The organism is Sphingobium yanoikuyae (genome assembly GCF_034424525.1).
Taxonomy (GTDB): domain Bacteria; phylum Pseudomonadota; class Alphaproteobacteria; order Sphingomonadales; family Sphingomonadaceae; genus Sphingobium; species Sphingobium yanoikuyae.
In genome coordinates, this window is sequence record NZ_CP139979.1 from 1,738,646 (window position 1) to 1,753,409 (window position 14,764).

Here is a 14,764-nt window from a genome sequence, read left to right on the forward strand (position 1 = left end):
TGGGGGGGCAGCCGGGCAAACTATTTCGCAGCTCTCCGTATTCTTTGTTTTACCGCAGAGGTGCTGGCAACTTTTCATGCTTCGCAAATTTCAGGCGTTGTTTGGTAAAGGGTTGAACCGTTCAGCCAAATGTAGGGGTATTCAGACATTAGGTGAACAGAGCAATGTCGGCGACCCATGGCCTGATTTTCGGTCCCCAACAGCATACGTTTGGCTTTTCCGGCAACTGTCGACCAGAATGCGTTGTTCATCAATCGAGCTTTGGACGGCAGCTTCCACCGGAACCAACCACTCGCTCATCGCGAAGCCGCCCAGTAGCTATGCGCCTTACGCTCGGCCATTTAGGCTGACCCGACGCAAGTCCGAAACCTGCCGTTTGTTCGTCTTGTCCTCCGTACCTCAACAAGCTGACCAAAGGAGCGCACCTAGTCGGTGTTCGACCAGTGCACATGCTTCTCCGTATTACCCTCGAACCAAAGCAATCCATTGTAGCGCACGCGGATGTCTGGGTGTCGCTTCTTCCTGAGCGTTGTCGCGCGGCGTTCGCCGATCACCGTCCAGATCGGCTCGAAGTCGTTCTTTCGTGCCAACTCTAGGAACGGGTCGCGGCGAACAAGGACGTAACTGCTCCGAGCGCCACCCTCGGCACTCCCTGTGACGATCGTCGGTGCTCCTTTCGCATCGAGGAAGACGCCGAGGTTATTCGTGTCTGCCGTAAGTCCCATACCATTGATCAGCCAAGGTATCGGCACGTGACGGGAGAACCCGTTGGGCAGGCTTCCATCGAGATGGCTCTCCCAGACGAAGTTTGCGGTAGGCCGAATGGCCCTGTAACTGCAGGACTTTCCGACCCGTCGAGCGTCGAGTGTCATCCACGGTTCATCGCGCCAAGTGTCCCGTCTCGCCAACTCGCCGAGGTAAGGACCGTCGGTCGTCTGGCCCGGCAGCCATTCGTGGAAGTCGTATGCGTCGGCAACTGCGTCTTTGATCAGGCGTGCCTTGTCGTCGGGAGAGAGGAGGACAGGGGCGAGAAAGTGGAAGTCGCTCTGGAGCCACGGCGCATCCAAGTGCCGGTCATCGCGTTCGGCGTCGATGTCGTGCCCCGCATAGCGATAGAGGGTCAACCAACCCGGCTCGCCGAGGTCAGGGCAGATTGCGAGAGCGAGACGGCTGCCAGGCAGGTCCGGATCCGCTACCCAGTCGCCTCGCCGCTCGACCGGCAGCGGTTCGCAGACCAGTGGCGGGACCTGTGGCAGGTCGGTCCGCGTCGTCGTCTCTTGGTCGGCAGGCATGACTGAAGGTTCGAGGTCGCGGGTAAACTCGACGTCGAGCGGATTGTCATAGATCGCAGCACCGCTGCCCCATTGCGGCTTCATCCAGAAGTTGTCGGCGAGGCGCGCCAGCAACTCCATCATGGCGATCCGCTGATATTTCTTGCCAATCCGCTCGATGCGTCCGCCCCGTTCGCTTTTTCCAGAAAGATATCGATCGCCGGGGAAGAGGTCTGCCGTCCAGCCGAACGAGAGCGCCCGGTTGGCCACCCAAACCTTGCATTTCTGAGCGCCGAACTCCGCGCCCTTGCCCTTGCCCGGGATGATCCACTCGTGGCTACCGCCTCCCGTCACCCAGGCGTTTGCTTCGGCCGCATAGCGCTTGCGCTGCGCCGGCGTCAGTAGCGCCAGAAGAGTCGCCGTTGCGCTGGCTATACGGCGGCGGTCGGCCGGAGGGACAATCACCTTGAAGGAGTCGCGATCGAAGCTGACGCGCCTTTCTGCGTAGGCGGTGCGGAGTTCGGAGAACGCGCTCTCAATGTCGCTTCGGCCTGCGACGACTTCCTTGAAGAACGCCTCCCCGCTTTCGTCGGCCGTGATCGGACGCGGACCGGACAGGCGAGCTTCCGAGAAGCGATGCACGCGCCCTTCCAGAACGTAGCGACCGAAGTCGGCGAGGCCATTGTAGCAGGAACTCAGGATGGAATGCGCGCCGACCCGCTCGCCGCGGGCGTCGACGCGAGCCTTCGTGACGCTAAAGCTGGGTGTCGTCGAGCCATAAGGCGGGCGGCAGCGCACGAGATCGACGGATGGATCGCACGAGCCCGCCGACACGGCGAGTTCTATGGTCCCGCGCGCGTAGTCCCTGGCAAGCAAGTGGAACTGGGGCGCCGACCTCGAAGCAATTACTCCAGGCGACGTTCGCGAATGTGCTCAGGATGGCAGGATCTAGCGTTCTCAGCGCTGCTCCGTACAGCGCCGCGTAGAGCCGTTCCACGACGTATGGATCGTCGCAGCTGGTGAAGCGCTCGAACAGCGGCCCGGCGAGCTCGGGGCGGGTCGCGAGGATCGAGAGGATCGCCTTCGACGCCGTGTCACGGATGCGAGCGCTTGTGCTGGCACAGCTCCAGGCGAGAGTTGCGAGCGAAAGGCCCAAGGTGGCGTCGGAGGCCTGGCCGACGCCGGAGTTCAGGCTCCAGTCTGTGAGGCGGACGAGTGGATGACCAGGATCGTCATGGGCGGCGTTGATCGCGACTGTCCAGAAGGCGTCGCGCTCTGCAATGGTCCGGGAGATCAGGTTGCGGTGGAGGAGCTCGACGTTCCAAGGGTGATCCTCGACGACCGCAAGTTCAACCAGCAGCGCGGTGATGTCTTCCTGATGTCGGCTGAGGCGGTTGAGCAGTTCGAGCGTCCGTTCGGAAAAGGCCGCCGGCGAACGCCAGCGGATGCTGTCGACGAAGGCGTCCTCTACCGACCACTTGTCCCACCAGTCGTCGAACCCGCCCGGCAGCTCATCAACCAGTTCCACGCCATAGCGGTCGGCGAAATGCAGGAACAGCGCGTAGAACAGCCCGTTCCACTCATAGACGACCCCATATTTTGCGAGGAGAAAGGCGAGCTTGCCTCCGGGCTCGAATAATCCAGCGGGGGACGGCACCCCTTCGAGTAGTGCACGGGCCAGGAGATGGTCGCCGAAGCGCTGGAATGAAAAGCGGACCACATCGACGTGGGCCGCGAGCGGATCCTTGGGGTTGGTGCCCGGGTCGGGATCGTATCTGAGCAGCCCCCGGAAGCGCAGGGTCTCCAGCCAGGTCTTGCTCGGTGGAGAGGCGAACCCTTCGAAAGCCTGCTCGACGATCCGGTGCGCGTCGCCGCGCGGGACGTTGTCCCGCATTGCTACCGCCATGGACGTCGCCAGCGCCAGCACTGCTGAGCGCAGCGGCCCGACGAGCACATCGCTACCGTCATAGCTCGTGCCGAGATGACGACCGGTCGACGTCAAATAGAAGTTTAGCACCTCGCTGGTGCCCCGCATCCCGCGCGGGAAAGCGGCACGCCCCTCGGCTTGGAGCGCAAGGCATGTAGTCCGCAGGAATAGCGGATTGGAGAATTCCGGGTTCAGCCAAGGCGTTGCCGGGCGTACGATGCCGCGCTTGTCCATGTAGACGCGCGCCGCCCGCTCGACGTCGGCGGGGGTCTCGAAGCCCGTGATCTCGACCGTCGTCGCCATCTGCGTGACCGCGGGCATGATCAGGTGGTCCAGGTATTCACGCCGACATGACACGCAAAGTGCCAGATTGGGGAACGCCAGCACCCGTCGCGCGAACCCTAGTAGAGTGCCCCTCCAGAGCGCGGCGCCGGCACCTTCGTTAAGCGCGTCGATCGCGACGAGTCCCCGTGTCCCGGCCGCTTCGGCGTGAGCAGACAGCGCACCCAGCATCTTGTCGAAACTGGACTGGCCCCATTCAAAGTGTGCAAGCGTCTGATTCTCGGGCGTACCGTGGGTGGTGAAGTCCGTGCCGATCATGAAAAGGGCTGGCGCACCGCTTGCCAGCGCGCGCTCGATTTCGGAGGCGATGAGGTGTGACTTGCCCGAGCCAGCTCTCCCGTCGAGCAGGGCTAAGCGCGAAGCATCGGCTCTGCAGGCGCTGGACGCGAGCAGCTGCAGCACGTCGCCGATCGCGTCATGCAATTTTCGCAGCCCGTCGAGATGGTATTCAAGGGACGCTCGATCATTACTTTCCTCGATCGGAACAGGCGTCGTCCTGTCGGATGGGGCGGCCTTGTCCTTGACCTTTCGCAGGAGGTCGCCGTCGGCCTGGATCGACTCGAACAGTAGCTTTCGCAGTTCGAGCGCGGTGTTTTCCCAGCCGGAATATGCTGCCGCGTCGCGCGGGCCGGGAGGCTGCGCCATGCTGTCGATCAGCTTAGTGGCCAGCGTGTCGATCGTATCCAGTCGCGCACCGTCCGCACTGCCGAGCAGGGTCGGCCGAGGGCCGAGGCGCCGTGTATCAACGAGAACCGCGCGCGTGGTCGCGATGGTTTGGCCGAGAGCGGCGTTGTGCAGCAGGCCGTCAAAGACCGACCGCGTCGATACGTCAACGTGGTCCTCTGGGTGATACCGTTCCTCGAGTGCGTCGACCGTTCGTTGACATTCAGTCGCAAGCCGCTCCGGTGTCATTTCGATCGCGCCGAACCAGTATTCGGAGAGTCCGATCGTCTCTGGTCTGGTGAGCAGTTCCTCAAGGTCGGGTGCCGTCCAGGGGACGAATTCGACCGCCCGACCGAGAGTCGCTGCGTTTGCCGTCCACTTAGCTTTGTGCGTGTCCCACTCGGTCCAACCGTTGGCGGTGGGCGCCCCCGCCTTGGTCCGGCGCTTCGTCGGCCCGGTTAGTGAGCAGGCGATGGCAATGTGCATTGTCGTCATCGTTGGGTGGGTCGACAGCGCGGTGTCGACCGAGTTGTCGATCGCGCCCCAATCGATGCCGGAGGAGGTGACGTAATATTTGGCCTGGTATCCGACTTCATCGCCGTTCTTAAGCAGCCAGACGGCTTCGACCCCGCCGTCGCCGCCCGCGCCATGGATCCGACGGAATTCGGAGCTTCCGTTCGGCGGCACGCGCCTGCCGATCTGGCAAACCAGTTCCTCGAACGTCTCGCGCTGGCCGGCAACGCCGGCGATGATCCGTGTAAAATCAAGCATCTCGTGTAGCCTGGTAAGCGTATCCGCTAATTTTTGTCGCGATTTTTATCGGCACACTGAAATCATTTTTTGGCGCCTCGTCGATAGCCGCCATATCGGCTCGCCTATTGGTGCGCGAGGGCTCATGACCGCGCTTCTTCGGTTGGCGCGGACTCCAAGGTCGCGCCGGCAATCTTCGGCAGCTACACCTATCGATGAGTGGGCCAGCGCGCACGCCCGGTGCACTCGAAACTCGCAGTCCTGATCATGCATGCTAAGACGATGCCGCATGACTGGATCGAACAGCCAAGAGCCCGAAGCAGCGGTGACCGCCGTCAACCACGCGCGGGGGGCCGCCCCGGCGTCGGGCCTTAATTTCCAGGCGGCCGTGACCGCCATCGCCGCCGTTCATCTGCTCGACGGCAGTCCGGTCGGGTGGCTCGACGAGCTTGCTCATGACGCCCCGCTTGCGATCTGGGCGGAGAGCGGCGGACCGGGCGATGATGTCCGTCTCGAGCTTGCCGCCGCCACGGTCGAGGTTCAGGCGAAGAGCGGGCTCCGTGCGGACGACAAGCTGTGGGACGCCCTGCTTGACCTAGCGCGCGGCCTGAACGCGAGACAGATTGCGTTCGGTGTCCTGGCGGTCTCCCCCGACAGCAGCCAGACGGTGCGGCACAAGCTCGAGCGCGACTTGCGCCTGATCGGCAGCGGCCGGACCGACCGGCTTTTCGACATCGGCCACAAGTGGATTGCCAAGCTCGAGGCGGAGGGTTTCGACCTAGTGACCATCTCGCGCGGGCTCCGGATCCAGACGGTCGCCGCGACCGACGGCAATGTCGATGCCGTCCGCGCCGCCAAGGCCGTACTCGGGCGGCATTGCGGCAGCGCCGCCGCCGATCGGGCCTGGTATGCACTGCTCGAAGGCGCCCATACGCTGATCGCGCGCAAGGGCCGCTGGGATTTGCTGGCCGTTGTCCGGCTGCTCATGGCGGCTGGCGTGCCGCTGGCGCAGGACGGCTCGCGCGGCCGAGCGGCCGCGAAACTGATCGCCTGGGTCAGCAGCGCCAATCAGGACTTTATGGTGTTCGGCGCGGACCGGCCGATCCCGCTCGACGATGCTTGGATCGCGCTGAACACGCGGCTGATCGACACGGCGGCGATGCCGGCCGATCCAGCGGCGGCGATCGCGCGCTATCGCGGTCTCGAACCACAAGGCAGCGGACAGGAGCGTGAGCGGACCTATGATGCCGAGTTCGTCGGCAGGTTCCGGCGTAGGGCGGTCATCGTCGCCGGCCCAGGACTTGGCAAATCGACGCTGCTTCGGCGGCAGGCGCAACGTTATAGCGGTGACGGCTATCCGGTGCTCAAGGTCCAGCTACGCAAGGTCGCGGCCTCGCTCGCGGCGGGGAAGACGTTCGAGGCAAGCGTCGTCCGCCACGGTCTGGATGGCTCGGGGATCGATTCTGGCAACCTTCCCGATCCCGGCGGCGATGGTTGGGTTCTGCTCGCCGATGGTCTCGACGAATGCGGCAGCGGGCAGGACGATGTGGCCGGTGGGCTGAGCCGCTTTGCCGCCGGACATCCCGAATGCCGCATCATCGTGACCACCCGGCCGATCGGCTATGAGACCGTGGCGCTGGCGGCTTGGCCGCATTACGAACTGACCCGGCCCGACAGCAGCAGCGCGGCCGCGCATGTCGGCCGGCTGATCGAGGCGATCGCGCCGGAGGGTAGTCCGCTCAAGGCGGATGGCGATGACGCCGCTATGGTGGCATTTCGCCGCGACGGGCCGGCGAACGAGATCGGGACCGATCCGCAATTGCTGGGCATGGCGGCCTCGCTCATCGTGCGCGGCGAACCGCTCGGCGGCTCACGGACCCAGCTCTTCCAGCAGCTATTCTCATCGGTCGAGCGCAGCGCGTCGGTGCAGGCGACGCGTCATGCGGTCGATCTGGAACTCGCGAAGGCGGTGCTCGACCGGCTTGGCTGGTGGGTCACCGCCGAGCCGCTCTGCGGATATGATGCCATCCTCAAGCACGCGACCGCGGACATTGCCGCGCGGCTCGGGACGAAGCCGCTTGCTGCTTCGCGGCAGGTGCGCGACGCCATGCAGTTCTGGGAACGGATCGGCGTGATCGAGCGGATCCATCACCGCCACATGCCGCTCCTCGCCTTCGTGCATAAGAGTTTCGGTGAATATGCCGCGGCTCGTCACCTGGCGGGGATGGACGATGACGCACGGGCGGACGCGTTGCGGGAAGTCGCACGCTCGGCCGAGTGGGCCGAGGTGCTGAGCTTCGCTGCCGGCCTCGGCTTGGGCGCCACCGTCGTCGATACGCTGCTCGGAGAAGGCGAACTGGCGCGGGCGGTGACGATCGCGGCCGATCTCGCGGTCGATCTCCCGCGCGATATCGCCGAGCGCCTGGGCGACACCGCCTTCGCCGCGCTCGAACAGGGGCACCGCGATCGCATGAAGATCGCCTTCGCGCTGGTAACATTTGCGGCGCGCCATCCCGAGGTGATCGGCCCAAAAGCCGCCGAGCGGCTCGATGCGGCGGATGAGGAATTGCAGCAAATCGCCTGGGCCTGCGCGGTTGAAACCGGTCCCCGCTATCATGATCCCGACCGCGCCGCGCAGCACGCGGTGGCGATGCTCGAACGCGAAGGCTCGGGCGTGCGGACCTCGATCATGGGCGGCATCCGGCTGATGCGCTCGGACCGCTTCGACCTCGCGCGGCGTATGGCACTTACCAACCTCAAGCTCCTCGCCACTCGCCTCAGCAAGACCGAAATCGAGGCGCACGTCGGCCGGCTGACCGCCGACGGCAATTCGGCAACGGTCAGGTTCCTGCAGGACGTCACCGATCTCGTCGAGCCCTTGGGAATCAGGCCGAATTGGCCCAAGCGTCGCGCGGGTTCGCTGTCGGACATGATGCGTCGCGATAGCGAATATGGCCAAGCTGAGACCAGGGCGATGCACCGTTTGATGGACGCTATCGCCAGTGCGATCGGCATGGACATGCAGGGCACGCCCGCCGAACCCCTCGACGTCAACCGACATCCCCTGCTTCAGCTCTCGGCGCTGATCCAGATCATCGGCTATTGGGAGTCCGACGGACGCGAGGTCTGGTCCTGGGACAAACCCTATTCGCGCGAGGCCGTTGCCGAGATCTTGCGCGTGGTCATTGTCCTCTCGGACATCGATTGCGTGCGGCTTGCGCGCGAGGTCGCAACGATCCGCCGCAAACTGGCCGATGAATGGCGATCCATTTTTTTCTGGGCGCTCTCGGATATTCATCAGGTCGATGTTGACGATCCACGGTGGGAACGGCTTGCCGAGGCCTCGCCCGACCTCGCGCTGGTCGAGCGCGCCGTTGAACATGAGGCCGTCTGGGTCATGTCGGTCGCCACCGAAATCCTCGCCCGCGCCGGGACCAGTTCCGAACATGTTGCGAAAATGTTGGCCACCAAATCCGGCCTCGCCCTCGCATCGGCAGGCTATCTGGCATTACAATTGGGCGAACCAGCCGGCAGCACTCTCCTGCTCGATCGCCTCGAAGGTCCGCATGTCGGCGGGATGCGGCATCTCTTCTATAATCTGGGGTCGACCGCGACGGCATGGACCGAGCGCATCGCCGCCGTGGCCGAGCGCCACATTCTTGGGCAATCCGAATGGACCGCCAATGCCGCGGCGAAGTTCATTCTCGGCAGGGCCAAGGCCGGCGCCGCAATCGATCCCGATATGCTATGGCGCAGCTATCGGCATTGGCAGACACATGAACCGCGCAATGACGCCGGCGGCGTCATTCCCGATACGCCGCGCGCGCCGCTGTTCGATGCATTGCTGGTCAGGCATGCGGTCAGCGACGACCAACTCATCGAAGCCGCCGGCGATTATCGCCACGATGTAAGCAAGTCGGCCAAAGAACAGCTGATGGCGCGCGCCGCGCAGGATCCCGCCTTCGTTCGGCGGCTCGGCGCCGGCATTGTCGACGGCACGCTCGGCCCCCACCTCACCCGCGAGCTTCTGTCTGCCAGCGTGCCGCTCGACGCGGACACGATCGAAACGATCGTGCAGCGTCTCGACGATCCCTCGCCGCAATGGCGGCTTGCCGCATCGGCGATCCTGCGGGCCGATGCGCTACCTCGGGCGCGCGTCCATACACTGCTCGCGCAACTTGCACGCGACGAGCGAGCCGAGATCCGCGAGGCGGCGGCCCGTATCGAACAGGATCTGTCAACCTAGCCGGCTAGCGGCGCGCCGCAGCCCGACCGTGCGGGCGCTGGCGCGCGAAGCTTCTCACCACACTCAGCTCGTCCATACCGTACTGGCCCAGATCGCGTCATGGGTGCGTGAGGCCAGGCAGGTGACGTCGCGCAGCGCATGGAAGCGCTCGAGCGCCGCATAGTCGAAGCCGCGGCCCGGATTGATCCGGTTGACCAGTAGCGCGCGCTATGCGCTGCGATGACCTGACCTGACCTGACCTGACCTGACCTGACCTGACCTGACCTGACCTACAAACTGCTGAAGGCCAACGCTGGTTAGCTGAGCCATTCCAGTGAATCGCTTGTTCTCTCCAACCCCGCCAAGCTTGATTGCGAGGCGGCTTTCGACCCTGCATTTCTGACAGCGGTCGACCAGTTTGAGCCATTACAGTTCGACTAGTTAGTGTCGGCTATCTGCAATGAATCCGCCATTCCCAACTGCCGCGGTCAGGCTAGAATAATAAACGGACGAGGGTGACCGTTAGCCACTCAACAGTGTTTCGGGCAGTACTATCTGAAAAATAATCCTTCATTATCAGATATTTTTCTTGAAAAAATACATCGTGCTTGATGGCGTGATAAAAACTAAAAACTCACGCAAATAATTTCAATCTCACTTGCAATTTGTTACTTTTCTAGCATATTGCGGTAGGGGGCACTTAGACCATGCCGCATGCTTTGACTTACCGGGGGCAGTCTTAATGCGCTCAAGCTTTCGGTTCTTTGTCGCCATAATCACCGTCAGCGCTGCAGCACCTGTCGCGGTCGCGCAGGATGTCGTCCCGAAGTTACAAGCCGAGCAGGACATTGAGCGGTTGAAGGAGCGCGCAGCGCTCGAACGTGCCCGGGCCGACATCATCGCCGCGAGGCTTGAGCCCATGAAAGGACTAGCGGGGGAAGGGAAAGTCACGCTGGGTGAGGGGGCTGGCCAAACCGAGGCATGGCTCCTGTCGAGCGACGCTGTCGGAGCGGCCGCCGCTATCATTGCCGGTCAGCTCGGCTCGGGTCCGCACGTGATATTGGCCGGTGACGAGGCCCTCTCGTTCAAGCCGCTGACGGCATTTGGCGCAGAGAGTTCTTCGTTGCAACTGCAGCTTGCGGAAGCAGTCGGAGGCGCGCCCAAGAGCTGCGGCGGCGGAGGAGACCTTAACATTGCCGCCGCGCCGATCATCCCACTAATTGCGGGCATCGCCAGCAGCCTCCGCACCGACACCGAGGTGCGAGGAGTCCCCGTTGAAGCCAAGGACCGGCTGCTGGCGACCGCGCTGGCGCGCAGGCTGGCCGGCAGGGCCTTGATCCCGGCGGCGCTGACCGCGCCCGACGAGGCCAGTTCAACAGCTATGCAGCAACTCGGCAACATCCGAAAGTTGGCGAGCACCGCAGCCCGCGTTTCACGGTGCCTTGCCACGGTAAAGAAACCGAGCGAGGTCGCGAAGACCTCGGCGGCCGAACTTACCGCCGCGCTTGCGCGAGCGACGACGTTTCAGACCGCAATTGGCACTCCCGATGCGTCCGGGTCGCCCCCGCTCGCGAACCTTTTAGTGCTGGAAGCCCTGAAAAAGTCCAGTCCCACCGTGGTGCGCGTGCACCTGGACAAGGCGAACGGCACGTTGATCACCCGGCGGAACCTCTGGACGGCGCTTGGAGCGCAAGCGGTCGCAGTGAGCGGCGGCGTCGTAGCGAGCTTCACCGCGACTAAGTCAGCGTCGGGAACGGTCACGCAGGCCGGCGTCGTGCGCTGCACGACGAGGCTCGCTGGTCTCAGGTCGATCCAGACCAACACTGCTGCGGCCGCCAACTGCAGATTAGTCGAGGGAGAAGGTCGATGACGGGACTGTTCCGGTGGATATCGCTGGCGCTCGCGCTTGTGACGGTGGGAGCCGTTGCCGCGACTGGACCGACCGCCGACAAAGAAGCGAAGGTCGTTGTCACGCCTGCGGCGCCTGTAGGCAACACGACGAACGCCGCGCCGACTCTGAGAGAAGCGCAAGCGCGCCCAGCGGATACGTTGGCTATCGACCGCCCGTTCGCCTTCATCTCGCTCGCCAACGTTTGGCGCTTTACTGATGGACAGCCGAAACGGATTCCAGTTTGCTGGGAAACTACGGGGTCAGCACAGGAGAAGGCTTGGGTTAAACAGGCCATCGCGGCATCGTGGGAGGCGGGCTCGGGGATACGTTTCGACTGGCGGGAGACGTGCCCGGAGGGGCTGCAGGGCATCCGGATCCAGGTGGCCGACCAAGGGGCTCACACCAAGGGCCTTGGCGTCGAGTTGCGCGGCGTCCGCAACGGCATGGTGTTGAACTTCGCTTTCGGCGCTTGGAACCAGCCTTGCGCGACCCAGCGCGAATACTGCATTAAGGTCATAGCGGTGCATGAGTTTGGCCACGCGCTGGCCTTCTCGCATGAGCAGAACAGGCCTGACGCACCTGGCGAGTGCGCGATCCAGCGGCAGGGCAGCGACGGCACGCTGCTACTCACGCCCTACGATCCAGACAGCGTTATGAACTATTGCAATGCAACTTATAACAACGACGGGAAACTCAGCCAGTTCGACCGCTTCGCCGCGCAAGCGCTCTATTGTGCGCCCGACGCGGCGCTATGCAAACCCACTGCGCTCAATTGACCCGTAGCAGTTCGCCTTACCTCCACCTTATGGTGAGCTTGATGGCGTTACTGGCGGGGGCGCCCGCCACGGCCCAGGTCGCGACGGAGGTGAGAAGCCAAGTCCGGCGGGCGGTCGTCCGCCTCGAGATCTCGGGTATCGGAAGCGACGGTATGAAGGAGAGCAAGGTCGGAACCGGCTTTTTGGTCACCGAGGACGGTTACGTCCTCACCGCCGAGCACAACGTCCTCTACAAGAACTCCGAGGCCTACTCTAGCGACCGCAAGATCGTAGCATTTGTCAACATCGCACAGGGTCTGCCGCTGGAGGCGCAGTTAATATCGACCGACGCTAGCCTCGGGGTAGCGATACTTAAACTTCCTGAGGAAACGGAGCTCAGGTACCAACCGGTCCCACTCTGCATGGACGCGGAGCCGAAGGCCAACGACGGGCTCGTGGCGTTCGGTTTCCCCGAAGGGCAGCAGTTCGCCGCCCGCGACGGCCCGCTGGACTCGAAGGACGGGGTCGGCGCTCGATGGCAGACGGGCATTTTCGCCATGCCTGGCATGAGCGGTGGACCGGTGACCGACATACAGGGACGTGTTGTCGCCATAATGGAGTCGGGGTCGACGCAAGGCGGACCGCGCTCGACGGTGACTCCCATCCGATGGGCTACCCGGCTCCTGAGCCTCGCACAGCCTTTGTGGGTCAGCTGTGCGCAGACGGCGACCGTCTCGTCCAGCACCGACGTCATAAGCGTCTCGGCGAGCGTCGACTTGATCAATGACGACCATTTGGGCATGTCCGCACGTTCGCGAATGTTCCGGCAGATCATCACGCCGACGCCGGGATACCGCATCGTAAGCACTGCAGTTACAGCGACCTCCGCAAACAACAACTCCGAGCCTTCGGTCGCGCTGCAGCCGGACGGGTCGGCGGAGTTTCGCGTCAACTTGACAAGCGGACCGGTATTCGACCGCTGGCGAGGTTGGTGGAAGGGCGTAGTGGTCACCCGGCAGCGGCGTATTTCCCCTTGATGTAAGTGATACGGGTGCCGTGAGAGTGGGAAACATGCCCAGTCCGTATCCCGCACTGGCGGGGAACGACTTTCACACCTGAGAAAGGCTGGTTCCGCCGGAAGCCGGCATTCAAAGATTTAATTGGGACGGCAGAAATGTCCCAAGTCCCGTGTTGGAGCGTCATGCCATCCCCATGTTGTAACTTCAGGCACAGGCTTGATCTAGTGCACGCCGCACCAAGGCCCAAGGGCCGTCACGTCTGGGATGAGTCTTTACCGTCACTCGAGTGTCGATCGCAGGAACGTGCAACCTGGGCGTTTCCGTCTGCTCGATATGGACGCTGTAGTCGCTGATTTCGGCGAGGTTGCTGAGGTTGGCGATTACCATCCTGCCGATTTCACGGGGGGCGGTCTCAACCCCTCCCGGCCAAACTTCGATTTTCACGATCATCACCGATGGAGGCTCCTTTCCCGGTCATGCGGTTATGCTGCATAGCAGAGATCGTTCCACCGTTGCGGCAGCGGCATTACGTCCGTAATTTCCCGGATCATCGTCGAGCCCGCGTGGCGCTGCGCGCGCCAAAGGCATCACTGCCGACGATCGGTGGCGGTGAGTCTAGCCGCCCGAGTTTGACCACGGGAATGCCGGAAATCTGGCATTTATCCCACATTTTCTGAAAACCGTAATTTGCGGGATAAAACGTCACAGGGTGGCGGAGGAGCGCAGATCCACAGATCATGCTTCATCCTCCCCGCCATAGCCCTTAAGATCTTCCAGGCTGAACTCCACAAGCCCCTTCAGCAGCAGGAGGGCGGCCATGTTGGCACGGTTTCGGGCGCGGGTCTTAAGCATCAGCGCCTTGAGATGGGTTTCTGCGGTGCGCGGAGAAATCGAGAGGGCCCGTGCTATCTGCTTGGCCGTGTGCCCGCGCAGCACCCATCTGGCGACCTCGCATTCCCGATTCGTCAGCTTCACAGATCTTTGATTCACCATATATTTTCTTCAAACTCCTAAGGTCTGATCAAAGACCTCAAGACATTCGAAGACGGTGGTATTCGCGGCCTGCGTAACAGGCTGCGATACGCCCGGCCTCCTAAACAATCCCTCATTTCACGTAGGTAGGCACACGCTGGCGGTCGCTGCTTAATCTGTAGAAAATGGCCATGCTTCAGAGCGAGAAATGACGATCAGATGGAGTTGCCGGCATGCAGACAGAGATAAGCGAACGATTGGTGGAACTGCTGCGGGAAACCGGCCTGCACAGCTCCGACTTCATCGATCAGATACTTGGCACCTCCACCGCCCAGCGGACTTACCACGGCGCCGATGGGAAGGACGCGCTGCTTGGCATCATGCAAAGCCTCCTCATGCTTTGCGGTTCAGAGGAGGCGGCTGTGGACTGGCTGTTCCATTCAGTTTCGTACCAGCAGATCAACGGCAACTATCCATATCTGGCGTTGGAAAATGGCGACTTCTGGTCACTCACCGTCCTACAGGACTGGCTGCAAATCATCGTGCGCTATTGCGCATCCTGTCCGGATCTGATCGCCGAGATTTTCCAGAATTAGAGCTGCATGTCAGGACGCTCGCCTTCGTGACGAGCAGAGTGATGGGCGAAAGCACCTCTGGCTTGATCCACATCTTATTTGCCTTCCGGAGCCGCAAGCGGTGGAGGACCTGGCGCGTCTCCGCGCCACAAGACAGCCTGATACGGCTGGAAAGCCATGCCCTCAGACCCTGACAAAAAGGTGGAGGCGGGGGTAGGCGAACATTGGCAATTTTCACATAATAGCGGGGTCGGCGTTTAAGCCGCCCCGCGAAGGCGCCGCAAAAGTGGGACCCCCACTTTTGCAGTATTGCGCCCAACTTTTCGTGCCTGTCAAAATGGCTGTTTGGTCAGGGTGCCAAATCGCGATTTGGT

Annotated in this window: 9 protein-coding genes; 5 read left to right on the forward strand and 4 right to left on the reverse strand. The window is 62.7% G+C overall.

Annotation, left to right across the window (positions count from 1 at the left end):
• Positions 1-425: 425 nt before the first annotated feature.
• Positions 426-2,105, reverse strand: coding sequence for a hypothetical protein (locus U0025_RS07950; RefSeq protein WP_157225229.1), 1,680 nt, complete (start codon positions 2,103-2,105; stop codon positions 426-428).
• A complete protein-coding gene (locus U0025_RS07955; protein ID WP_004212519.1) occupies positions 2,026-4,974 on the reverse strand; it encodes an NACHT domain-containing protein in 2,949 nt (982 codons plus the stop codon). The genes U0025_RS07950 and U0025_RS07955 overlap by 80 nt, the downstream gene beginning before the upstream one ends.
• Before the next feature lie 268 nt (positions 4,975-5,242).
• Here U0025_RS07955 and U0025_RS07960 point away from each other — a divergent pair, with 268 nt between their 5' ends.
• From U0025_RS07960 to U0025_RS07975, 4 genes are all read left to right on the forward strand, one after another.
• Positions 5,243-9,199, forward strand: coding sequence for an NACHT domain-containing protein (locus U0025_RS07960; RefSeq protein ID WP_037491473.1), 3,957 nt, complete (start codon positions 5,243-5,245; stop codon positions 9,197-9,199).
• A gap of 721 nt (positions 9,200-9,920) precedes the next feature.
• Positions 9,921-11,048: a hypothetical protein gene (locus U0025_RS07965; RefSeq protein ID WP_037491475.1), complete on the forward strand. Its 1,128-nt coding sequence runs from the start codon at positions 9,921-9,923 to the stop codon at positions 11,046-11,048.
• Positions 11,045-11,845 carry a zinc metalloprotease gene (locus U0025_RS07970; RefSeq protein ID WP_004212522.1) on the forward strand — a complete coding sequence of 267 codons (801 nt, stop codon included), beginning with the start codon at positions 11,045-11,047 and terminating at the stop codon, positions 11,843-11,845. Before U0025_RS07965 ends, U0025_RS07970 begins: the two co-directional genes overlap by 4 nt.
• 41 nt (positions 11,846-11,886) lie before the next feature.
• Positions 11,887-12,861 carry a S1 family peptidase gene (locus U0025_RS07975; protein ID WP_004212523.1) on the forward strand — a complete coding sequence of 325 codons (975 nt, stop codon included), beginning with the start codon at positions 11,887-11,889 and terminating at the stop codon, positions 12,859-12,861.
• 186 nt (positions 12,862-13,047) lie between these two features.
• On the opposite strand, the gene U0025_RS07980 is transcribed toward U0025_RS07975, so the two are convergent.
• Together U0025_RS07980 and U0025_RS07985 are read right to left on the reverse strand one after the other, a co-directional pair.
• Positions 13,048-13,293 (reverse strand): hypothetical protein, encoded by a 246-nt coding sequence (locus U0025_RS07980; RefSeq protein ID WP_254792204.1) that lies wholly within the window; start codon positions 13,291-13,293, stop codon positions 13,048-13,050.
• A gap of 285 nt (positions 13,294-13,578) precedes the next feature.
• Positions 13,579-13,836, reverse strand: coding sequence for a response regulator transcription factor (locus U0025_RS07985; RefSeq protein WP_004212526.1), 258 nt, complete (start codon positions 13,834-13,836; stop codon positions 13,579-13,581).
• Between the two features lie 212 nt (positions 13,837-14,048).
• Between U0025_RS07985 and U0025_RS07990 the strand changes: the two genes are divergently transcribed.
• Complete coding sequence (locus tag U0025_RS07990; RefSeq protein WP_004212527.1) at positions 14,049-14,411, forward strand: hypothetical protein; 363 nt, start codon at positions 14,049-14,051, stop codon at positions 14,409-14,411.
• Positions 14,412-14,764: the final 353 nt, after the last annotated feature.